Origin of the sequence: Nitratireductor sp. CH_MIT9313-5 (assembly GCF_037029545.1) — a bacterium.
Taxonomy (GTDB): Bacteria; Pseudomonadota; Alphaproteobacteria; order Rhizobiales; family Rhizobiaceae; genus Chelativorans.
The window spans coordinates 471,110-491,160 of record NZ_JAYMER010000011.1 but is presented as its reverse complement, the minus strand read 5'-3'; the positions used below and the strand labels follow the sequence as shown (position 1 = coordinate 491,160).

The following is a 20,051-nucleotide window of genomic DNA, read 5'->3' as shown; positions in this document are numbered from 1 at the left end:
ATCATGGCGAACAAGGCAAGCAAGGTTAAGGCACGGCTCCCGCGCGGCTTTGTCGACCGCCATCCAGCCGATATTCGCGCCGTCAACGAGATGGTCGAGAAGATCCGCGTCGTCTATGAGCGCTACGGCTTCGACCCGATCGAAACGCCGCTGATGGAATATACCGACACGCTCGGCAAGTTCCTGCCCGATCAGGACCGGCCAAATGAAGGCGTGTTCTCCATCCAGGACGACGACGAGCAGTGGATGAGCCTGCGCTACGACCTGACCGCGCCGCTGGCGCGCCATGTCGCGGAAAATTTCAACGAGATCCAGCTTCCCTACCGCACCTATCGCGCGGGCTGGGTGTTCCGCAACGAGAAGCCCGGCCCGGGCCGCTTCCGCCAGTTCATGCAATTCGATGCCGATACTGTCGGCGCGCCCTCTGTCGCGGCAGATGCCGAAATGTGCATGATGATGGCCGATGTCATGGAAGCGCTCGGCATTGCGCGCGGCGACTATGTCATCCGCGTCAACAACCGCAAGGTGCTTGACGGCGTGATGGAAGCCATCGGCGTTACGGATGAAGCGCAAAAGCTGACCGTGCTGCGCGCGATTGATAAATTGGACAAGTTTCCGGTTGAGGAGATCGTGTTGCTGCTCGGGCCCGGCCGATGGGACGGCGGCAAGGAAGGTGAAGGCGACTTCACGCCGGGTGCGGGACTGGATGCGGGCAAGGCACAGATCGTCCTCGACTATGTTGCGGGCAAGAACAGCTCCATCGAAAGTGATTTGTTCAAGGCTGGCCTAGCAGAACTGGGCGAGATCGAGAACCTTGTCCGCGCTGCCGGTTATGAAAAAGACCGCATCCTCATTGACCCCTCCGTCGTGCGCGGCCTCGAATACTACACCGGCCCGGTCTTCGAAGCCGAACTCACCGCAGAAATCCCCAATGAGAAGGGCGAGATCGTTCGCTTCGGCTCGGTGGGTGGTGGTGGCCGTTATGACGGGCTTGTCTCGCGCTTCCGCGGGCAACCTGTTCCGGCAACCGGCTTTTCCATCGGAGTTTCGCGCCTGATGACGGCGCTGAAGAACCTTGGAAAGCTTGGTCAGGACGAGGTTCTGGCCCCCGTGCTCGTTACCGTCATGGATGGCGACATGGAGGCCATGGCTAAATATCAGGCCTTCACGCAGAAGCTGCGCAATGCCGGCATCCGCGCCGAGATGTATCAGGGCAACTGGAAGAAATTCGGCAACCAGCTCAAATATGCAGACCGCCGCGGCAGCCCGCTGGCCATCATCCAGGGTGCTGATGAGCGCGCGGAAGGCGTGGTGCAGATCAAGGATCTGATCGAGGGCAAGAAGCTGTCCGCCGAGATCGAAAGCAACGAGGAATGGCGCGCGAGCCGTCCGGCGCAGTTTTCTGTCAAGGAAGACGAGTTGGTGGAGGCGGTTGCCCGCGTGCTTGAGGAGCAGCGGCAGGAACGGGATGGGGTTTGAGGTGAGCGGCTTGCAATACCCCCCTCTGCCCTGCCGGGCATCTCCCCCACAAGGGGGGAGATTGGCTGCGCTTGAGGTGAGAGCCAGGATCACCCCCCTCTGTCCTACCGGACATCTCCCCCTCAAGGGGGGAGATTGGCTGCGTTTGAGTGCAGCACCAATCCTGAAACCAGTCGCGCGACAGCGAAGCTGTGTGATCTCCCCCCTTGAGGGGGAGATGCCTGGCAAGGCAGAGGGGGGTGCTGTACGCACCGGCATCTCATGACCCACCGCTACCCCACCTTCGCCAATGACATTCTCGCACTGTTTGCCGAGCGCGAGGCGCAGCTTGCGGATATTGGCATTATCCAGCCGGCCGACCCCTTTCTCGACATGGCGGGGGAGGATCTGCGTCGGCGCATTTTCCTGACGGAAAGCGAGACGGGCGAAACGCTTTGCCTGCGGCCGGAATTCACCATTCCGGTTTGCCGTGACCACATTGCAGCGCGGGCGAAGACGCCGCAGCGCTATGCCTATCTGGGCGAAGTGTTCCGTCAGCGCCGACAAGGTGGTGCAGAGTTCTTTCAGGCGGGTATCGAGGATCTGGGCTCGGACAACCGTCCGCAAGCCGATGCGCGTTCGCTGGCCGACGCTCATGCGCTTCTGGAGCGGTTGCTTCCGGGCCGTGCTCTTGCCGTGACCATGGGCGACCAGGCGCTTTTCGAGGCGGTGCTTTCCGCGCTTGGACTTCCATCGGGCTGGCAGAAGCGGCTGGCGCGTGCCTTCGGGGCGCCGGGGCTCCTGAAGGCAACACTCGATGAACTTACCAATCCGCCCAATGGCGGCAGCCTGCCTGCCGATCTCGCCGAACTGGTTGCCAGGGGTGAGCGAAGTGCGCTTGTGGCCCAGGTAACAGAGCGCATGGAGGCTGCGGGTCTTTCGCCATCTGCCGGTCGCACGCCGCAGGAAATCGCCGAGCGTCTGATCGAGAAGGCAGCACTTGAGCGCGTACGGCTTTCCAACGATGCGGTCGCTGCATTGCGCAAATTCCTAGCGCTAAAAGTGCCGCTCTCAGAAGCCATCGCGAGGTTGGAAGCGTTTGCGGGTGAAGCCGGTCTTGTGCTTGATGAAGCGCTTGCCGGATTTTCCGCGCGTCAGAGGGAGATCGAGGCAGCCGGTCTCGGCGCTGCCCGTATTACCTATGATGCCTCCTTCGGTCGTCCGCTTGACTATTATACCGGCTTCATCTTCGAGATCACGGTTGAGGGTGAGAGACAGCCGCTTGTCGGTGGCGGGCGCTATGACCGGCTTCTGACGCTGCTTGGCGCGCCCTTCCCCATTCCCGGCATTGGCTTCTCGGCATGGCTGGACCGCATCGAGACCCTGCGGGAGCGCGCATCATGAGCATTACACTCGCCCTGCCCTCCAAGGGACGCCTCAAGGACAAGACGATCGAGCAGCTTGCCGCTGCGGGTTTTCATGTGAAGCTGCCTGAAAATGACCGGCGCTATCAGGCTTCGATGGAAGGTCGTCCGGAGATCGAGGTCGCGTTTCTGTCGGCTTCCGAAATCGCACGCGAGCTCGACAAGGGCAGCATTGATCTGGGCGTAACCGGCGAAGACCTCGTTCGCGAAACCATTCCCGACTGGGAAGCCAAGGCAGAGATTGCCGCCCGGCTCGGCTTCGGCCATGCCGATGTGGTGGTCGCCGTGCCCGATGTGTGGTTTGACGTCGAGACCATGGCCGATCTTGACGATGTGGCCGCCGATTTTCGCCATCGTCACGGTCGTCGTCTGCGCATTGCCACGAAATATTGGCGCCTGACGCAGCAGTTCTTTTCCCAGAAGCACGGCATCCAGGTCTATCGCATCGTGGAAAGCCTCGGTGCCACCGAAGGCGCGCCGGCGGCGGGGTCTGCCGATATCATTGTCGATATCACCTCGACCGGCTCGACGCTGACCGCCAACCATCTGAAAGTGCTGGAAGACGGCGTTATTCTGCGCTCTGAAGCGTGCCTGGTGAAAGCCAAGAGAGCACGCGACGAGCACGACGCGGCGCTGGTGGCCTCCATCTGCGACGCGATCAATTCTAAAGGCTGAGTGGCACGAAAAGTACGATTAGCCCGCCCGCCACCAGTCCGGTGCGTGTTGCCACGCTGAATCGCGCGATGAGCCCGTAGGAGATCATTCCCAGCGCCAGCGCCACCTTTGCGCCGGCAAACAGTGCGGCCAACGGTGCCGTGGCCGATGCCAGCAGCATCGGGTTGGCGATCATGGCCGGAGGTATCAGATAGAGCCCGACGCCCAGCGCCATTGCCGTGAAGGCGACCTTCAGCCAATCCTCGTCGACCATGCCCGCAGCAATGAAAACAGCACCACAGACGGGCGGCGTGATGGTGGACAGAAGCGCGAACCAGAAGACGAAGAGATGCGCCTCCAGCGGCTCCAGCCCAAGCTGTGTCAGCGCGGGGCCAGCCACGGACACGCAGATGACATAGGCGGCGGTTGTCGGCACTTCCATGCCAAGGATCAGGCATGCAATCGCCGTCAAAAGCAGAGATGGCCACAACATGCCCCCTGCGCCCGACAGGATGAGCGAGGTAATCTTGACGCCAAGGCCCGTGATCGAAAGCACGCCGATGACAATGGAAGCGCACAGAATGATGGAAGCGATAAGCGCGACCTGACGTGCGGCGGTGATCAGCGCGGTTTCGAAACGGAGCAGAGCCTCACGTGCAGAAAAACGCAGCGCACCATTGAAGAAAAGCAGCACTGCTCCTGCCAGGATGGCAAGGCTTGCGGCATATTGCGGCGTGACGCCCGCCACGAACATGCCCCAGAGCAGGACCGTGAACGGCACGAGGAAGAAGGCCGAAGTGATGATCACATCGCGCAGTGCGGGAGCCTGATCCGCTGGCAGGCCCTCAAGCTTGTAGCGGGTGTTGAATGCGTTCACCCCGATCCACACCGCGAAGAAATAGAGGATTGCCGGCAGGATGGCTGCGGCCATGACGGCGGTGTAAGGCGTGCTTGTAAGCTCCACCATCACGAAGGCGCCAGCCCCCATGAGCGGCGGCATGATCTGGCCACCGGAGGATGCTACGGCCTCGACGGCACCCGCCAGCCGCTTCGGGTAGCCAAGCTTGACCATGGCGGGAATGGTGATCGCACCAGTGGAGGCGACATTGGCAGAAGCGGAACCGGAGATCGATCCGAACAGCGCTGATGAAATGACGGAAACCTTGGCTGCCCCACCTTTCAGGCGGCCAGCCGCGGCTGCAGCGACATTCATGAAGCCCTGCCCCGCCTCCCCCGCATTAAGCACGGCTCCGAAGATCACGAAGATTGAGACGGTCGAAACCGAGATGCCTGTAAGGCTGCCCCAAATGCCGCCTTCGGCGATGGTAAGCGTGCCGAGAAAGGATGTGAGTGGGGTTCCCGAATGGCCGAATTCGCCGGGAATATGCTGCCCGAAAAGGCCATAGAGCAACATGATGGCGGCAACGATGGGCAAGGCCCAGCCGATAGCGCGACGCGCGGTTTCCAGAACCACGAGCAACAGGATTGCCGCAATGGCAATCTGAAAAGGACCTTCGAGAAAACCATATTGGTCACCGAGGCTGTTCTGGTTCAGCGCGACCCACAGACTTGCAGTGATGCCAGCAAGAGCAAGCGCAACGCCCGAGATGCGTTTCAGCCACCCCATTTCCTGCGGCACGAAAACGAGCACCCAGGGCAGGATCAGCGCCATATGCAGCGGCCGGCTTACAAGGTTCGGCACGAGCCCGGAAAAGACCAGCGCGAGATGATAGGCGACGAGCAGGCCTGCTAGGGCGGCCAGGGCGATGCGCTTGGTCATGGCAATGCTTTTGTCTGAAAGGCTGAAAACAAGGAGCAACCGCCGCACCCTGAAATCAGGTGCGGCGGCAGGTGGCGGTTTTACTTCTGGGCGTCGCTCAGTTCCACGCCTGCTTCTTCATAGTAGCGTACAGCACCGGGATGCAGCTTGCCGGTGATGTTGGCCATCAGCGCCGTGTCAACACCGTTCCACCAGGGTGCGTTGCCGCCCATGGCTTCCTTCTGCTCCCAGAAGGTCTTGGTGAGCTGATAGGCCGTGTCGTCATCCATGGCCGTTGTCGTGTAGGCCACCACCGGGAGCGAAGTGGTGACGATGTCCTCGTCCTGACCGCTATAGGTACCGGCGGGAATCGTGATCTTCGTGCGCTTGGTCTCTGCAATCTGCTCTTCAGTCAGTGAAAGCACGTCAACGCCAATGCTGGCTGCAGCCTCGATCACGTTCGGTGCAGGCCAGGAGCCGGCCGTGACGAAAGCATCGATCTGTCCGTTCTTGAGGGCGGCCACCGCATTGGAAAGCTCAGCGTCGGCAATCTCGACCTGATCCTTGATGCCAAAGAGTTCGAGATATTTCTCGCCTTCGCTCGCACCGAAGGAGCCCTTGCCGAGCAGAACCGTCTTGCCGGCCAGATCCTCGATTTTGCTGGCCCCAGCACTCTCGGCGACCACGAAGTGCATCGTGAGCGAGGGGATTGGGAAGAGCGCGCGGATTTCAGCAAACTTGTCGCTGCCCTTGCCCTCGAAAGGACCGGACGCGTTCTGTGCAGCACCCACCAATGCCGGTGGGGTCGTGAAGACATAGTCTGCGCCACGCGCGCGCACTTCCATGACATTCTGGACCGAACCCTGGCTTTCCTCGACGGTGACGCTGAACTCGCCATCGGTGCCCTTCTTTAGGGCTTCGGCGATCTCGACCGCCATCTGGTAATAGGAGGAACCGGCCTTTGCCGACTTGTAGGTGATGCGGGTTTCCGCGCTCGCACCTGAAAGCGCCACCGCAGTGAACGCCGCGACGGCACATGCCGTTTTCAGTGCAGACTTGAACATTTTGTTTCCTCCCAAAGAGCACTCACGAAATGAAGTGTCTCATTGGCAGGAAAACTGCCGGTGTTTCAACTCACTTTGCCGCGAAGCGGCTATTCTTCCACCACCCGCAGGCGCAGGGAGCCCTGGCCGGGCGGTGCAAGACGCTGTTCGCCACCATCCGCTGACGTTTTTGCGGCTTCCGCCGGTCCAAGCTCCAGCGCCTCGATCTTTTCGCCCCGCTTGGTGATCTTGTCGGTGGAGGTCAGGATCTGGTCGATGTCACGGCTGGCCTGGCCAAAATGGGTCTGCAGCTTGCGCACCCGGTCATCAAGCCGTGTCACATCCTGCATCAGCTTGACCACCTCGGCCTGGATCAGATGTGCCTGCTCGCGCATGCGCGCGTCTTTCAGCACGGCCTGGATCACCTGTATCGACAGCATCAGGAGCGATGGCGAAACAATGACTACACGGGCGCGGTGGGCCTTCTGCACCAGTGCCTCGAAATTCTCGTGGATCTCGGCGAAGATGGATTCAGAGGGCACGAACATGAAGGCCGTGTCCTGCGTCTCGCCCGGCAGCAGATATTTCTCCGAGATCGCCTTGACATGCACATCGAGATCCCGGCGGAAGCTTTGCTCGGCCACGCGCTTTGCATCGGGTCCGCTCTCTCCCTCGGATGCCGCGCGGATGGCGTTCCAGCTTTCCAGCGGGAACTTCGCGTCGATGACCAGTGACGGGGCATCGTTCGGCATCTTCACCAGACAGTCGGGCCGCGTATTGTTCGAGAGCGTCGCCTGAAACTCATAGGCGCCAGGGGGCAGACCATCGGCGATGATGGCTTCCATGCGCGACTGGCCGAACGCACCGCGTGTCTGCTTGTTGGACAGGATGTTTTGAAGCTGCACCACCTGACCGGCAAGCGACTGGATGTTGTTCTGGGCCGTGTCGATGACGGCGAGGCGCTCCTGCAACTTTGCCAGGTTCTCGTGCGTGGATTTCGTCTGCTCGGTGATCGAGTGACCCAGCCGCGTCGTCATGCCGTCCATGCGCTCGGACAGCGCCTTGGTCAGCTCGGCCTGTCTGGATCCGAAAACTTCCGCGATCGTGCCCATGCGCCCCTGCAGCTCGGTCTGCGCGCGGGTGAGTTCGGCCATGCGCTGTTCGGCCTCGCGCGCCCGCTGCGCGGCTTCGGCGGCGGCCACCGCACGCGCCCGTGCAGAGCGCCACAAAAGCACCATCAGGAAGACGAAAAGCACAAGCAGCATGAGCCCCGCCCCCGCCACCAGCTGGCCGAGCGTGAAGGTGGAGGAACCGAACTGCGCTACGGGCGCATTAAAGATCTGAGCAATGTCCATTCAGGCAGCTTATGCGATTCGTGATAACCACATAAGACCAAAAGGTGAACAAGCCCGCATCCTTGTTGACGGGCAAGCGCCGAGCCATTACCTGACGCGCATGACAATTCGACCGCTCGTAATTCTGCCCGACCCCATCCTGCGCGAGGTTTCCAAACCTGTTGAACGCGTGGATGACGAGGTGCGCAAATTCGCCGACGACATGCTTGCCACCATGTATGATGCGCCGGGTATCGGCCTTGCCGCCATCCAGGTGGGCGAGCCGCGCCGCATGCTTGTTCTTGACGTGGCCGAGAAGGACGAGGAGCCCGCGCCGCGCATCATCATCAATCCGGAGATCCTCGAGCGCTCGGACGCGATGAATGTGCATGAGGAAGGCTGCCTCTCCATTCCCGATTACTATGCGGAAGTGGAGCGCCCGGCCGAAGTGACCGTGCGCTACATCGACGAACAGGGTCGCGAGCAGATGTTGAAGGCTGACGGGCTGCTCGCTACCTGCCTGCAGCACGAGATCGACCATCTCAATGGCGTGCTCTTCATCGACTATCTGTCGAAGCTGAAGCGCGACATGGTGGTGCGCAAGTTCAAGAAACTCGCCAAGGACCGTCCGCCAAGCCGCATGGTGGGCTGACCAACCGTCTGACGGGAGCAGCCGCCAATGGGCCTTCGCCTCATATTCATGGGTACGCCGGACTTTTCGGTCGCCACGCTTGATGCGCTAGTGGAAGCCGGTCATGAGATTGCTGCGGTGTATACCCAGCCACCACGTCCTGCGGGCCGCCGTGGTCTGGAGCTTACCCCCTCGCCCGTGCACAAGCGTGCCGAAGCGCTTGGCATCGACGTGCGCACGCCGAAGAGCCTGAAAAGCGAGGAAGAACAGCAAGCCTTTCGTGATCTGAAGGCCGACGCCGCGGTCGTCGTCGCCTATGGACTTCTTCTGCCGAAAGCCATTCTCGAAGGCACGCGCCTTGGCGCCTATAACGGTCATGCCTCACTCCTGCCCCGCTGGCGCGGTGCCGCTCCAATCCAGCGCGCCATCATGGCGGGAGACGCCGAGACCGGAATGATGATCATGCGCATGGATGAAGGACTTGATACCGGCCCTGTCGCCATGACCGAGCGGGTCGAGATCAAGCCGAACATGACGGCCGGTGAACTTCATGACCGCCTTCGCGATGTGGGCGCAGCACTCATGGTGCGTGCGATGGCAGCACTTGAGCACGGTGCGCTGGAGCTTGTGCCCCAGGCCGAAGATGGCGTGACCTATGCAAAGAAGATCGACAAGCAGGAAACGCGCATCGACTGGTCGAAGCCTGCACAGGAAGTGCACGACCATATTCGCGGGCTTTCGCCCTTTCCCGGCGCCTGGTGCGAGATGCCGCTTGGCGGCAAGCTGGAGCGCGTCAAGGTACTGGAAAGCCGTGTGACAGATGCTTCGGCACCGGCTGGCACCTGGCTTGGCGGTGGCCTCGTGATCGCCTGCAGGACAGGTGCCGTGGAGCTGACGGAGGTTCAGCGGGCGGGCGCAAAGCGTGCTTCGGCGGAGGATTTCCTGCGCGGCGCAAAGCTTGAAGACGGAGCCATTCTGCCATGAGTGCTGTCATTCTTCGTGCAGTCGAGGCTACCGACCATGAGGCCGTGGATGCACTTCTGCGTCGTGCCTTTGAAGGCGGTGCGGAAGCGGAGCTGACGAACAAGCTGCGTCAGGACAGTGACGTCGTTCTTGAGCTCGTCGCGGAGCGCGATGGCATGGTACGCGGGCATGTCCTGTTTTCGCGCCTGAAGGTAGAGGCATCCGACGGGACATATGACGCAGTGGCTCTGGCTCCGGTCGCCGTAGACCCGGATCATCAGCGCGAGGGCATCGGTGCCGCGCTCATCGAGGAAGCTCATCTGCGGCTTGAACGAGAGGGCGAGTGCCTCAGCGTGGTGCTGGGCGATCCCGCCTATTACGGGCGTTTCGGTTATTCGCACGAGCGAGCAGCCGGTTTCGATAGCGATTATCAGTGCGAGGCTCTTCAGGCGCGAGCTTCGGGTGAAGCGCCGCTTGCCGGACGCCTGATCTATCCGCGCGCATTCCGGGGTCTTGGCTGAGCATGGCGCGCTATCGCATCGACGTGGAGTATGACGGCACGCCTTATTCCGGCTGGCAGCGGCAGGCGAACCAGCACACGGTGCAGGCGGCCATCGAGCAGGCCATCAGGAAATTTTGCGGCGAAGAAATCTCGCTGAAGGCTGCCGGACGTACCGATGCCGGCGTGCATGCAACGGGCCAGGTCTCGCATTTCGATCTGTCTAAAGACTGGGCGGCGAACACGGTCGGCAATGCCATCAATGCACATCTGGCACTGGCTGATGAGCGTGTCGCGATTCTTAATTGCACGCAGGTAGGTGAGGATTTCGACTCGCGCTTTTCGGCCAAGGCGCGGCACTATCTCTACCGCATCATCAACAGGCGCGCGCCCATTGCCATCGAGCGCGGTCGGGCCTGGCACATATCGCGCAAGCTTGATGTGGATGCCATGCATGAGGCCGCACAGCGGCTTCTCGGCACCCATGACTTCACCACCTTCCGCGCGGCCCAGTGCCAGGCTAAAAGCCCCATCAAGACGCTCGACCGGCTCGACGTTTCGCGTGACGGTGTCGTCATTGAAGTTCGCGCTTCCGCGCGCTCCTTCCTGCACAATCAGGTGCGCTCGCTCGTGGGTTCGCTTGTAAAAGTGGGGGACGGAAGCTGGAACGCGGATGATCTGGTGGCCGCGCTCGAAGCGAAGAAGCGTTCGGCCTGCGGTCCCGTGGCACCGGCCGACGGGCTCTATCTCATCCAGGTCGACTACTAGGTCAGTAGTCGGGCACAAGCCCCAACATCTCCTGCAGCCAGATCAACAGCGTGATGGCGCCCATCAGCATGGCGAAAAAGAACGCGGTGCCAATTGCGGCACCCCGGTCGATGACCACCACCGTCATGCGCCAGGAGAAGAACAGGCTCAGGAAGAAAACGAAAATGGAAACCATCTCGGCAAGCCCGGCCTCGGGCATCATCAGCCGCATGAGGACGGCTGGCAGCATGGCCCAGGCAAAGATCACCGAGGCCCAGTTGGACGCGACGACATAGGGCACGAAACGCTGCGCCAGCCCGATATGGCGGGCAAGCAGCGCCAGAATTACCAGCGGCAGGAGCCAGGCACCCATCTCGGCCAGAAACAGGCGAAAGACCAGCGCAGGGCGTTCGCCGTAACCGGTGGCGGCCAGTTCGCCTGCATAGGAGACCCAGCCAAGCGCCAGCGGCGGCAGGGCAAGGAGGATGGCGCGGAAGGAGTTCCAGAAGCCATCTGCGGTAAGGTCCAGCAGCTTCAGCCCGTCTGCGCGGCCCAACATCAAACGCCAGACACCGGCAAGCGAGTGCTGAACATCACCAGCCGGCATATCAGCCGAACCAGTCCTGAATGAAACGCTCATAGATCCGCGTGAGCGTCTCCAGATCCGATACCGGCACGCGCTCATCCACCATATGCATGGTCTGGCCAACAAGGCCGAACTCGACCACCGGACAATAGTCCTTGATGAAGCGGGCATCGGACGTGCCGCCGGAGGTGGAAAGCTTCGGGCGTTCCCCAGTGACCGCCTCGACGGATGCCGAAAGAGTTTCGATCAGCTTTTCGTCGCGTGTGAGGAAAACCGGGCTGACCCGGCCAATCCACTCGACCTCATAATCCACCGGAGCTTCCAGCCCGCGTTCGGCACAATCATGCTCGGCAGCTTCATCGAGCCGGTTGTGGATTTCTTCCTGCAGGCTTTCTGCAGTCCAGGTGTCGTTGAAGCGGATATTGAAGGCGAGGCTTGCCTTGGCCGGTATGACATTTACCGCAGGATTGCCGACATCCACGGTCGTGATTTCGAGATTGGAGGGCTGAAACTCGTCGGTGCCTTCGTCGAAGATGTGCGCGATCAGCCCCTGCCCCAGCGCCAGGATGCCAGGCACGGGATTGTCTGCCAGATGCGGATAGGCAACATGGCCCTGTCGGCCTGTCACCGTGACCCGTCCCGACATGGAGCCGCGGCGACCGATCTTGATCATGTCGCCGAGCTTTTCGGGATTGGTGGGTTCACCCACAATGGCCGCGTCCCAGCTTTCGCCGCGTTCGCGTGCCCATTCCAGAAGCTTCACCGTACCGTTGATCGCCGGGCCTTCCTCGTCGCCGGTAATCAGCAGCGACGCGCGGCCCTTGAGCGGACCGTTCTTCTCAACATGCCGGGCAAGGGCTGCCACGAAGCAGGCGATGCCGCCCTTCATGTCCACCGCGCCCCGGCCATACATCACGCCATCTGCAATTTCTGCGGCAAAGGGCGGGAATTTCCACTGGTCCGGATCGCCGACTGGCACAACGTCCGTATGTCCGGCAAACATGAGGTGCGGGCCGTCCTCTCCGATTGTAGCGTAGAGATTGGCGATATCCGGCGTGTTCTCATCGCTGAAGACGGGCTTTTCGCTTTTGGCGCCGAGGGGCTCCAACATTTGGGCAAGCGTGTCCAGCGCCCCGGCATCTTCGGGCGTAACCGAAGGGCAGCGGATGAGGTCGGCGAGGTTCTTTGCGGGATCTGTGGGAAGTGTCATGGAACAAGCCATATTCCAAAGCCTTCGCGCTGTCACCACGCGCGATCCACCTGCAGCAATGCGTGAAGGTCAGCTGGCTCAGGCCGGAGCGTTGGTGCGCGTACCGTAGCGGTTCGCCCCTTCATCGCCCGGCCAGAGGCACAAGGCGATGAAGGTGATGATGGATACCATCGGAATAAACAGCGCGACCGTGAAGATCCCGGGCTTGCCGAAGTCGTGAAGCCGCTTCACGCCCAATGCCACGGACGACCAGACCGAAAGGAAGAACAGCGCCCAGAAGAGCATGGCCCAAATGTCGGTCGCCCCCCCTGCCTGCTCTGCCACGGTGAACCGGTAGAGGGCGAAAGCCTGGAAGACCGCCCAAAGCAGGCCGGCGAGGAAGAATGCCATACGGCTGATCCGGCCGGAAAAACCGAAAAATAGCCATGTCAGGTCATTTCTGCCCATGCGTTCTTCCTCTTGTGGTCGTGCAGCCGATCAGTCGCGCAGCAGTTCGTTGATCGAAGTCTTGGAGCGTGTCTTTTCATCAACGCGCTTAACGATCACGGCGCAGTAAAGGTTCGGGCCAGGCTCACCATTGCCCATCGGCTTGCCGGGCATGGTGCCGGCAACGACGACCGAGTAGGGTGGCACTTCGCCATAGAAGATTTCGCCCGTGGTGCGATCGACGATCTTGGTGGACTTGCCGATATAGACGCCCATGCCAAGAACTGCACCTTCGCGGATGATGCAGCCTTCAACCACTTCCGAACGAGCGCCGATGAAGCAGTGGTCCTCGATGATGGTCGGACCGGCCTGCATCGGCTCCAGAACACCGCCAATGCCGACACCACCGGAAAGATGCACATTCTCGCCGATCTGCGCACAGGAGCCGACGGTGGCCCAGGTATCGACCATGGTGCCCTTGCCGACATAGGCGCCGAGATTGACGAAGGAGGGCATCAGAACGACGCCGGGTGCAATATAGGCCGAGCGGCGAACCACGCAATTGGGAACGGCGCGGAAACCGGCATCCTGAAACGCATTGGCATCCCAGCCGTCGAACTTGGAGGGCACCTTGTCCCACCAGGTGCTGTCGCCGGGGCCGCCCTTGATGACTTCCATCGGGTTGAGGCGGAAGGACAAGAGGACGGCCTTTTTCAGCCACTGATTGACCTTCCAGTCGCCATTGTCCTGACGTTCGGCAACGCGTGCCTTGCCAGAGTCGAGAAGCAGGAGCGACTCTTCAACCGCGTCGCGGATCTCGCCGCGCGTATCCGTGCTGATACCGTCGCGCGCCTCGAAGGCGTCTTCTATGATCTTCTCGAGTGCGGCGACATCTGTGCTCGGCATACTTGCGGCTCCATTTAACAAGCTGATAAGGGCTCGGGCCATAGTCTTTTCATCGACACCCGAAGGCCGCGCGGAAACTATGCGAAGCAAGGATGGGGGTCAATCACAGGATGCGCGACGGGGCCGCGCCAAATGCCGGAGATCGACGATTTGACCGACCGCGAAGACAATAATGGCTGGACGCCGCTTCCTCATTCCGATGAAGACCTGAAGCGTGCGCGCAGCGTGCCCGACACCCCGCAGACGCGCTCCGACACCTATCGCCTTGCCTGGGATGACGAAGACTTCATGACCCAGCGCGAGCTGCGCCCGGTGCGTCTGCAGCTCGAATTGCTCAAACCGGAGATGGTTTTGGCCGAGCGTGGCATCCGTTCCACGGTGATCCTGTTCGGCGGCGCACGCCTGCCCGAACCGGGCGGCGATGCGTGGGCTGCGAAGAACGAGGTTCAGAAGGAAAACCTCACAAAGCTCAGCCGCTATTATGATGAGGCACGCAATTTTGCCCGCCTCTGCTCGGAACAGTCGGCGAAGTCCTATTACCGCGAATATGTGGTGGTCACCGGTGGTGGTCCCGGCGTGATGGAAGCCGGCAATCGCGGCGCAGCGGATTGCGGCGCGCCCTCCATCGGCCTCAACATCGTGCTGCCGCATGAGCAGGCCCCGAACCTTTATGTCACGCCGGAGCTTTGCTTCAACTTCCACTACTTCGCCATCCGCAAGATGCATTTCATGATGCGGGCGAAGGCCGTTGCGGTGTTTCCCGGTGGTTTCGGCACGATGGACGAGCTTTTCGAGACGCTGACACTCATCCAGACCGGTCGCATGGAGCGTGTTCCCGTGCTGCTCTTCGGAAAGGCCTTCTGGGAAGGTGCCATCGATATCGGCTTCCTGGCCGAACAAGGCACAATCTCGCCTGAAGACGACAAGCTGATAACCTTTGTGGACACGGCCGAAGAGGCCTGGAACGCGATTGCTACGTTCTATGAACTTTGAGTTGAGCGGTGCGTCATTCTAACCGTCGCGCCGCATAACGGTTCAGGCTAGAAGCAGTCCCATGAAGACCCGGGCAAAAGCGCAAAGCTGGTTCAACCAGCTTCGACGTGACCGCGCATTGTTCGCGGTAGCGGGGTTTTTTGCGCTTTTTCTCTCGGCGCTTCAGCCGGCCGTCGCGGCGGCCAACGAGCCTTACCGCGACCTCATGGTCATCTGCCACCCGCTGGGTGATGTCGGTCCACTTTTGCAGGGACAGGAGCCAGACTGTCCGCTTTGCCCCACCGGTCATTTGTGCGGAAAGTCGCTGGTCGCCATTGATCGGCAGACGCTGCCGGGAGCTACTTTCAGACAGTCGGCGACGAGATCTCTCTTCGCCGAGGTAACAGCGCCGCAGTCGCGCTTTGATGCAACACCTCCGCCTATAAGAGGGCCCCCTTTCCCTTCGTGATGCTCATGCAGCCTGCGGGCTGTCATTCCATTTGACATCATCTGAAAGGGCATTTCGATGCACCGTAATCTCATCGCCGCAGCCGCGGCCTGCACCACCGCGTTCATCGCCACCACCTCTGCCTTCGCTCACGTTTCGCTCGTCGAGCGGGAAGCTGCTCCCGGCAGTTTCAAAGCCGTTCTTGCCATTCCGCACGGTTGCGAGGGCGAAGCGACCAATGTGGTGGAAGTCCGCATTCCCGAAGGCTTTGTCAGCGTCAAACCGATGCCGAAGGCAGGCTGGACCATCACCATGGAGAATGGTGACTACGAGAAGACCTACACCGTCCACGGCCATGAAATTTCCTCGGGTGTGAAGGTCGTCAAATGGGAAGGTGGCACGCTTGAAGATGCGCATTATGACGAGTTTGTCCTGAGAGGTAGCGTTGCCGGTGAACCCGGCACGGTCCTGTATTTCGACACGGTCCAGCATTGCGCTTCCGGCACGGAAGAATGGGTGCAGCATCCGGCAGAAGGTCAGGACCCGCATGAGCTGGAAGGTCCAGCACCATCACTGACCATCGTCGCGGGCAATGACAGCCATGCTCATCACGGTCACGGTGCGCCTGGTGCCGAAGCCGGGCTTTCGGCGGGCTCCATCAGCATCGAGGAGCCGTGGGCGCGCGCAATGCTGCCGGGCCAGCCCGCCGGTGGCGCATGGATCAACCTGACAAATATCGGCGAGGAGGATGATCGCCTGATCTCCCTGTCTTCGCCTGTAGCCGAGAAGGTCGAGGTGCATATGATGGAAGTTGTGAATGACGTGATGACCATGCGTCCGCTTGAAGATGCACTCGTCGTAACTGCGGGCGAGACCGTGAAGATGGATCCAGGCGGTTTGCATCTGATGTTCATGAAGGTCACGGAGCCCTTCAAGGAAGGCGAGAGCGTTCCGCTCACGCTCGAATTCGAGAAGGCGGGCAAGGTCGAACTGGAACTGCCGGTGAAGCCTGCCAATTACGGTCGCGGATCTGGTGGCCACGACCACAAGCACTGACGATCAAGTCCGGTCGGGCGCCCTGCCCGGCCGGAACGCTTGTGCCTTGGGTGCGTTCTTACTCCATCCCCCCGGACAATGGAGTTGCACCATGGCCAACAGCACACCAGACGACGAAATGATGGACAGCCAGCAGTCAAAGGATCTCGGACACGCCACCAAGTCTCAGCCCGAGCAGGCAAAGGACGCGGAGAAGGAAACCGATCTGAACCAGATTGAAGATGATGCGCGCGCAAACGGCGGCATCGGCTCCGAGACTATCGGCGAGCGCGATAGTGAAACGCGCAGAAATCTGGAGGAAGCGGCTGCGAAAAACGATCGCAACCACTGATCCTCAGAACCACACCCCGTTGAAGCGGGATCTTGTCAGGACGCGGTCTTTGCCGCGTCCTTTTTCATGATGGTCTGGAGGAAGTCCGTCAGATTGTCGGTGACGAAATCGACATCGTCCTTCTCATCCGGATCGGATTCCCAGATCTCGGAAAAATCCGGCTCGAAATTGCGCGGCACGATCAGCACGGTGGTCATGCCGAGCTTCTTGGGCACGCGCAGATTGCGCGCCAGATCCTCGAACATCACGGCGTTGGGCCCGGCGATCTCGTGCAGTTCCACGAAGCGGTCATAGGTCTTTTGCGCAGGCTTCGGCGTCAGGTCTGCTGCGACAATATCGAAGATGTCTTCGAAATGGTCGAGAATGCCGAGCTGTGCTGCCGTTCTTTCCGCGTGTCCGCGATCACCATTGGTGAAAATGAACTTGCGGCCGGGCAGCGCCTTGATTGCCTCGCCCAGCTCGGGATCCGGCTTGAGCCATGAATAGTCGATGTCGTGGACGACGCGCAGGAAATCATCCGGATCGACATTGAAGCGTTCGATCAGGCCGTTCAGCGTGGTGCCGTGGTCGCGGTAAAGATCCTTCTGCAGCTTGCGCGCCTCGTCAGGCGGCATTTTCAAAAGCTCCGCCACATAGGCGGTCATCTTCTTGTCGATCTGCGAAAAGAGATTGCTGTGGTGTGGATAAAGTGTGTTGTCGAGGTCGAACACCCAGTCTGTGACATGGGCGAAACGCTGGGGATCGGGGTGATTTGTCATGATCGACCTTATGGCAGTTCAGGCCGAGCGTTTCAAATTTTACCGAAACCGTAAAGGATAGAGCAAAAACAATATGCCAAGCTGCCTGTTCATTTCGGGGAGCGGCAATGAAGCAGGTTTGGCTACAGTCAATAGCTGTGACGCTGATGGCGATCATAGGATCACTGCTGGTGTGCTGGAGCGTGTTGGCTTTCGAGGGCAAACCGCTGGAGGGCGAGGTCCTGCTTCTCAGTGTCCTGAGCCCGGTGCTTCTGGGCTTTCCGATTGTCTTTTTCCTCCTTTACCAGAAGCGCAAGGTGCGCCTTGCGCATCAGCAGCTCAGCGCTGCGCATGACGAGCTGGCCGCCGTCCATCGCAGACTGGCAGAAAAGGCAAGGCGGGACGATCTGACCGGACTGCTCAACCGGGGTGCATTCGTCTCAGCCATCGAGGCGACGCGCGGGCACAAGGCGCGTGGTTGCCTGCTTGTCGTGGATGCAGACAATTTCAAGCAGATCAATGACCGCTTCGGGCATCTGGCAGGCGACGAAACCCTGCGGCGCATCTCGGGCGCGATACGCGAGAATGTGCGCCGGTCGGATTTTCAAGGCCGGCTGGGTGGTGAGGAATTCGGCATATTTCTGTGCGGGGCCGATCTGGCAAATGCCTATATCATTGCCGAACGGCTGCGTATGGCTGTTGAAAAGATCGCCTTCGCCCCACAGGGCAAGGATGTGCTGCGCATAACGGTCAGCATCGGCATCGCGGAAGCTCCAACGCTTGCCAACTTCCCCGAGATCATGGCGAAGGCAGACAAGCGCCTTTACGAGGCCAAGGAACGCGGCCGTAATCTTGTCGTCATGCCTGCCGAGCGCGACGCAGCCTGACAACCGATCAACGGTACCGGTTTTCGCCTGAAGGGCTTGCGCCAAACGCTGCCTACATGATCTAGCCTGTGGTCGATCTCACCAACCGGTCGGCATTTCCATGGAACTCTGGATCCCCATCACGATAGGCGCTGCCTTTCTGCAGAATCTGCGATCTGTCGGACAGAAGCATCTGAAAGGCGTGATGGGATCGACAGGCGCTACTTTCGTGCGCTTCGGCTTCGGTCTGCCCTTCGCCGCCCTGTTCGTGCTGGTTTTGAACCAGGTTTACGCATTGCCGCTGCCTCGGCTAAGCGCCGATTTCGCGCTCTGGGTGATCGTTGGCGGACTCTCCCAGATCGGCGCGCAGTTCCTGCTCGTGTATCTGTTCTCGTTCAGAAACTTCGCCGTGGGAACAGCCTATTCCCGCACCGAACCGGCGCAGGCGGCCTTGTTCGGGCTGATCTTTCTGGGCGAGCTTGCAAGTCCTGGCGCTTTCGCCGCCATCGCGATAACGGTGATCGGCGTGATGCTCATTTCTATTGCGCATGTGCCGATGAGCTGGCGAAATCTGGGAGCGTCGGTCGTCAGCCGCACCGCTCTCATTGGCCTCGCCTCAGGTACGCTATTCGGCATTGCAGCCGTCGCCTATCGCGCAGCTTCCCTGTCGCTCGGCGGGCCGACTTTCATGATGCAGGCGGCAACCACCCTGCTCTCTACCATCACCTTCCAGACTGTCATCATGCTTGTCTGGATGCTGTGGAAGGATCGGAGTGAGCTCGCCCGCATCCGTCAGGCCTGGAGGCCGTCGCTGTTTGTCGGCTTTGTAGGAGCCACCGCCTCGCTTGGCTGGTTCGCAGCGATGACGCTTCAGCAGGCAGCCGTGGTGAAGGCGCTGGCGCAGGTGGAGATGATCTTCACCTTTGCCTCAACCGTCTTCTTCTTCCGCGAAAAGATCAATGCGACGGAGATCGCCGGCTGCGCACTCATCGTCGCCGGCATTCTCCTGCTTGTCCTGATTTAAGCTTACGGCACGATCAGCGTGCCGGCACCATGCTCGGTGAAAAGCTCAAGCAGCACCGCATGAGCCGTCTTGCCATTGAGGATGACAACACCCTCAACACCGCGCTCGATGGCTTCGATGCAGGTTTCGACCTTGGGAATCATGCCGCCGGAGATCGTGCCGTCCTTGATGAGCGCGCGCGCTTCGGCAACGGTCAGTTCGTCGATCAGGTTCTTGTCCTTGTCGAGAACGCCCGGAACGTCGGTCAGGAAAAGCAGGCGCGAGGCCTGAACCGCGCCGGCAATGGCACCGGCAAAAGTATCGGCATTGATGTTATAGGTGTGGCCGTCTCGCCCTGGTGCGACGGGTGCAATCACCGGGATCATCTCCGAGCGAGCAAGCAGATCAAGCAGTGTGCGGTCGACTTCCACCGGCTCGCCGACAAAGCCGAGATCGAGAACACGCTCGATATTGGAATCGGGATCGGTGACTGTCTTGCGCGCCTTTTCGGCGAAGACCATGTTGCCGTCCTTGCCACAAAGGCCGATGGCCCACTCACCTTCGGAATTGATGAGCGCCACGATCTCCTTGTTGATCGATCCGGCGAGAACCATCTCCACGATTTCAACAGTGGAGCGGTCGGTAACGCGCAGGCCGTTCTCGAATTTGGACTCAATGCCCATCTTCTGGAGCATCTTGCCGATCTGCGGGCCGCCGCCATGAACGACGATCGGGTTGACGCCGGATTGCTTCAGTAGCGCTATGTCGCGGGCAAAGGCACGGCCGAGCTCGGCATCGCCCATGGCGTGGCCGCCATATTTGAGCACCACGGTCTTGTTCTCGTAGCGCTGCATGAAGGGAAGGGCTGCTGAAAGGATGCGGGCCTGTGCCTCTGCTGTGCCCGTTGTTTCCGACATGCTGCGCTCCCTTTTGGCCTCTGGCTGAAAATCGCCACGTCTCTTAGCCTATTCCCGCGCAGTGGCAAATGGCGCATTCGC

Annotated in this window: 21 protein-coding genes; 12 read left to right on the top strand and 9 right to left on the bottom strand. The window is 60.6% G+C overall.

Going from position 1 to position 20,051, the window contains the following annotated elements; translation table 11 throughout:
* The first annotated feature begins 3 nt into the window (after window positions 1-3).
* The 3 genes from hisS to hisG all read left to right on the top strand — a co-directional run bounded on the left by hisS (window position 4) and on the right by hisG (window position 3,557).
* Window positions 4-1,479 (top strand): histidine--tRNA ligase, encoded by a 1,476-nt coding sequence (hisS, locus tag WA367_RS06370; protein WP_336055937.1) that lies wholly within the window; start codon window positions 4-6, stop codon window positions 1,477-1,479.
* 261 nt (window positions 1,480-1,740) lie between these two features.
* On the top strand, window positions 1,741-2,862 hold the full coding sequence (locus WA367_RS06365; RefSeq protein ID WP_336055936.1) for an ATP phosphoribosyltransferase regulatory subunit: 1,122 nt from the start codon (window positions 1,741-1,743) through the stop codon (window positions 2,860-2,862).
* Complete coding sequence (gene hisG, locus WA367_RS06360; RefSeq protein ID WP_336055935.1) at window positions 2,859-3,557, top strand: ATP phosphoribosyltransferase; 699 nt, start codon at window positions 2,859-2,861, stop codon at window positions 3,555-3,557. Before WA367_RS06365 ends, hisG begins: the two co-directional genes overlap by 4 nt.
* On the opposite strand, the gene WA367_RS06355 is transcribed toward hisG, so the two are convergent.
* The 3 genes from WA367_RS06355 to WA367_RS06345 form a co-directional block, all read right to left on the bottom strand.
* On the bottom strand, window positions 3,547-5,316 hold the full coding sequence (locus WA367_RS06355) for a TRAP transporter permease (RefSeq protein WP_336055934.1): 1,770 nt from the start codon (window positions 5,314-5,316) through the stop codon (window positions 3,547-3,549). The two genes, hisG and WA367_RS06355, sit on opposite strands and share 11 nt — an antisense overlap.
* A gap of 80 nt (window positions 5,317-5,396) precedes the next feature.
* Window positions 5,397-6,359, bottom strand: coding sequence for a TAXI family TRAP transporter solute-binding subunit (locus tag WA367_RS06350; RefSeq protein ID WP_336055933.1), 963 nt, complete (start codon window positions 6,357-6,359; stop codon window positions 5,397-5,399).
* Between the two features lie 89 nt (window positions 6,360-6,448).
* The gene (locus WA367_RS06345; RefSeq protein WP_336055932.1) at window positions 6,449-7,693 is read right to left on the bottom strand and encodes a DNA recombination protein RmuC; all 1,245 of its coding nucleotides are present in this window, start codon (window positions 7,691-7,693) and stop codon (window positions 6,449-6,451) included.
* A gap of 100 nt (window positions 7,694-7,793) precedes the next feature.
* Between WA367_RS06345 and def the strand changes: the two genes are divergently transcribed.
* Genes def through truA form a run of 4 tightly spaced genes read left to right on the top strand, consistent with a single transcriptional unit; the run spans window position 7,794 to window position 10,533 of the window.
* Window positions 7,794-8,324, top strand: a complete 531-nt coding sequence (gene def, locus WA367_RS06340) for a peptide deformylase (RefSeq protein ID WP_336055931.1) — start codon at window positions 7,794-7,796, stop codon at window positions 8,322-8,324.
* Between the two features lie 27 nt (window positions 8,325-8,351).
* Window positions 8,352-9,287 carry a methionyl-tRNA formyltransferase gene (fmt, locus tag WA367_RS06335; RefSeq protein ID WP_336055930.1) on the top strand — a complete coding sequence of 312 codons (936 nt, stop codon included), beginning with the start codon at window positions 8,352-8,354 and terminating at the stop codon, window positions 9,285-9,287.
* A complete protein-coding gene (locus tag WA367_RS06330) occupies window positions 9,284-9,787 on the top strand; it encodes a GNAT family N-acetyltransferase (protein ID WP_336055929.1) in 504 nt (167 codons plus the stop codon). Before fmt ends, WA367_RS06330 begins: the two co-directional genes overlap by 4 nt.
* Before the next feature lie 2 nt (window positions 9,788-9,789).
* Complete coding sequence (truA, locus tag WA367_RS06325; RefSeq protein WP_336055928.1) at window positions 9,790-10,533, top strand: tRNA pseudouridine(38-40) synthase TruA; 744 nt, start codon at window positions 9,790-9,792, stop codon at window positions 10,531-10,533.
* 1 nt (window position 10,534) lies between these two features.
* Here truA and WA367_RS06320 read toward each other — a convergent pair whose 3' ends face one another.
* From WA367_RS06320 to dapD, 4 genes are all read right to left on the bottom strand, one after another.
* Window positions 10,535-11,119, bottom strand: coding sequence for a transporter (locus WA367_RS06320; RefSeq protein WP_336055927.1), 585 nt, complete (start codon window positions 11,117-11,119; stop codon window positions 10,535-10,537).
* A gap of 1 nt (window position 11,120) precedes the next feature.
* Window positions 11,121-12,308, bottom strand: coding sequence for a succinyl-diaminopimelate desuccinylase (dapE, locus tag WA367_RS06315; protein ID WP_336055926.1), 1,188 nt, complete (start codon window positions 12,306-12,308; stop codon window positions 11,121-11,123).
* A 78-nt stretch (window positions 12,309-12,386) separates the two neighbouring features.
* A complete protein-coding gene (locus tag WA367_RS06310; protein WP_336055925.1) occupies window positions 12,387-12,755 on the bottom strand; it encodes a DUF805 domain-containing protein in 369 nt (122 codons plus the stop codon).
* A 30-nt stretch (window positions 12,756-12,785) separates the two neighbouring features.
* Window positions 12,786-13,640, bottom strand: a complete 855-nt coding sequence (gene dapD, locus WA367_RS06305; protein ID WP_336055924.1) for a 2,3,4,5-tetrahydropyridine-2,6-dicarboxylate N-succinyltransferase — start codon at window positions 13,638-13,640, stop codon at window positions 12,786-12,788.
* A 132-nt stretch (window positions 13,641-13,772) separates the two neighbouring features.
* Here dapD and WA367_RS06300 point away from each other — a divergent pair, with 132 nt between their 5' ends.
* The 3 genes from WA367_RS06300 (at window position 13,773) to WA367_RS06290 (ending at window position 16,447) form a co-directional block, all read left to right on the top strand.
* The gene (locus tag WA367_RS06300) at window positions 13,773-14,633 is read left to right on the top strand and encodes an LOG family protein (protein ID WP_336055923.1); all 861 of its coding nucleotides are present in this window, start codon (window positions 13,773-13,775) and stop codon (window positions 14,631-14,633) included.
* Window positions 14,634-15,138: 505 nt separating this feature from the next.
* Window positions 15,139-16,116 carry a DUF1775 domain-containing protein gene (locus WA367_RS06295; protein ID WP_336055922.1) on the top strand — a complete coding sequence of 326 codons (978 nt, stop codon included), beginning with the start codon at window positions 15,139-15,141 and terminating at the stop codon, window positions 16,114-16,116.
* Window positions 16,117-16,207: 91 nt separating this feature from the next.
* The gene (locus tag WA367_RS06290; protein ID WP_336055921.1) at window positions 16,208-16,447 is read left to right on the top strand and encodes a hypothetical protein; all 240 of its coding nucleotides are present in this window, start codon (window positions 16,208-16,210) and stop codon (window positions 16,445-16,447) included.
* 35 nt (window positions 16,448-16,482) lie between these two features.
* On the opposite strand, the gene WA367_RS06285 is transcribed toward WA367_RS06290, so the two are convergent.
* Window positions 16,483-17,205: a pyrimidine 5'-nucleotidase gene (locus tag WA367_RS06285; RefSeq protein ID WP_336055920.1), complete on the bottom strand. Its 723-nt coding sequence runs from the start codon at window positions 17,203-17,205 to the stop codon at window positions 16,483-16,485.
* 107 nt (window positions 17,206-17,312) lie between these two features.
* Here WA367_RS06285 and WA367_RS06280 point away from each other — a divergent pair, with 107 nt between their 5' ends.
* Window positions 17,313-18,071 (top strand): GGDEF domain-containing protein, encoded by a 759-nt coding sequence (locus WA367_RS06280; protein ID WP_336055919.1) that lies wholly within the window; start codon window positions 17,313-17,315, stop codon window positions 18,069-18,071.
* Between the two features lie 100 nt (window positions 18,072-18,171).
* Entirely contained in the window at window positions 18,172-19,074 is a 903-nt protein-coding gene (locus tag WA367_RS06275; RefSeq protein WP_336055918.1) for a DMT family transporter, read from the top strand.
* 2 nt (window positions 19,075-19,076) lie between these two features.
* Here WA367_RS06275 and argB read toward each other — a convergent pair whose 3' ends face one another.
* Window positions 19,077-19,970 (bottom strand): acetylglutamate kinase, encoded by an 894-nt coding sequence (gene argB, locus WA367_RS06270; RefSeq protein WP_036482381.1) that lies wholly within the window; start codon window positions 19,968-19,970, stop codon window positions 19,077-19,079.
* Window positions 19,971-20,051: the final 81 nt, after the last annotated feature.

What these genes read in the sequence shown, in the direction of transcription:
- WA367_RS06310 (WP_336055925.1), bottom strand. Translation starts at nt 12,755, where the DNA reads ATGGGCAGAAATGACCTGACATGGCTATTTTTCGGTTTTTCCGGCCGG.
- WA367_RS06320 (WP_336055927.1), bottom strand. Translation starts at nt 11,119, where the DNA reads ATGCCGGCTGGTGATGTTCAGCACTCGCTTGCCGGTGTCTGGCGTTTG.
- WA367_RS06295 (WP_336055922.1), top strand. Translation starts at nt 15,139, where the DNA reads ATGCACCGTAATCTCATCGCCGCAGCCGCGGCCTGCACCACCGCGTTC.
- WA367_RS06345 (WP_336055932.1), bottom strand. Translation starts at nt 7,693, where the DNA reads ATGGACATTGCTCAGATCTTTAATGCGCCCGTAGCGCAGTTCGGTTCC.
- WA367_RS06275 (WP_336055918.1), top strand. Translation starts at nt 18,172, where the DNA reads ATGGAACTCTGGATCCCCATCACGATAGGCGCTGCCTTTCTGCAGAAT.
- WA367_RS06365 (WP_336055936.1), top strand. Translation starts at nt 1,741, where the DNA reads ATGACCCACCGCTACCCCACCTTCGCCAATGACATTCTCGCACTGTTT.
- WA367_RS06280 (WP_336055919.1), top strand. Translation starts at nt 17,313, where the DNA reads ATGAAGCAGGTTTGGCTACAGTCAATAGCTGTGACGCTGATGGCGATC.
- WA367_RS06285 (WP_336055920.1), bottom strand. Translation starts at nt 17,205, where the DNA reads ATGACAAATCACCCCGATCCCCAGCGTTTCGCCCATGTCACAGACTGG.
- truA (WP_336055928.1), top strand. Translation starts at nt 9,790, where the DNA reads ATGGCGCGCTATCGCATCGACGTGGAGTATGACGGCACGCCTTATTCC.
- WA367_RS06355 (WP_336055934.1), bottom strand. Translation starts at nt 5,316, where the DNA reads ATGACCAAGCGCATCGCCCTGGCCGCCCTAGCAGGCCTGCTCGTCGCC.
- WA367_RS06350 (WP_336055933.1), bottom strand. Translation starts at nt 6,359, where the DNA reads ATGTTCAAGTCTGCACTGAAAACGGCATGTGCCGTCGCGGCGTTCACT.
- def (WP_336055931.1), top strand. Translation starts at nt 7,794, where the DNA reads ATGACAATTCGACCGCTCGTAATTCTGCCCGACCCCATCCTGCGCGAG.
- hisS (WP_336055937.1), top strand. Translation starts at nt 4, where the DNA reads ATGGCGAACAAGGCAAGCAAGGTTAAGGCACGGCTCCCGCGCGGCTTT.
- fmt (WP_336055930.1), top strand. Translation starts at nt 8,352, where the DNA reads ATGGGCCTTCGCCTCATATTCATGGGTACGCCGGACTTTTCGGTCGCC.
- argB (WP_036482381.1), bottom strand. Translation starts at nt 19,970, where the DNA reads ATGTCGGAAACAACGGGCACAGCAGAGGCACAGGCCCGCATCCTTTCA.
- dapD (WP_336055924.1), bottom strand. Translation starts at nt 13,640, where the DNA reads ATGCCGAGCACAGATGTCGCCGCACTCGAGAAGATCATAGAAGACGCC.
- WA367_RS06330 (WP_336055929.1), top strand. Translation starts at nt 9,284, where the DNA reads ATGAGTGCTGTCATTCTTCGTGCAGTCGAGGCTACCGACCATGAGGCC.
- WA367_RS06300 (WP_336055923.1), top strand. Translation starts at nt 13,773, where the DNA reads ATGCCGGAGATCGACGATTTGACCGACCGCGAAGACAATAATGGCTGG.
- dapE (WP_336055926.1), bottom strand. Translation starts at nt 12,308, where the DNA reads ATGACACTTCCCACAGATCCCGCAAAGAACCTCGCCGACCTCATCCGC.
- hisG (WP_336055935.1), top strand. Translation starts at nt 2,859, where the DNA reads ATGAGCATTACACTCGCCCTGCCCTCCAAGGGACGCCTCAAGGACAAG.
- WA367_RS06290 (WP_336055921.1), top strand. Translation starts at nt 16,208, where the DNA reads ATGGCCAACAGCACACCAGACGACGAAATGATGGACAGCCAGCAGTCA.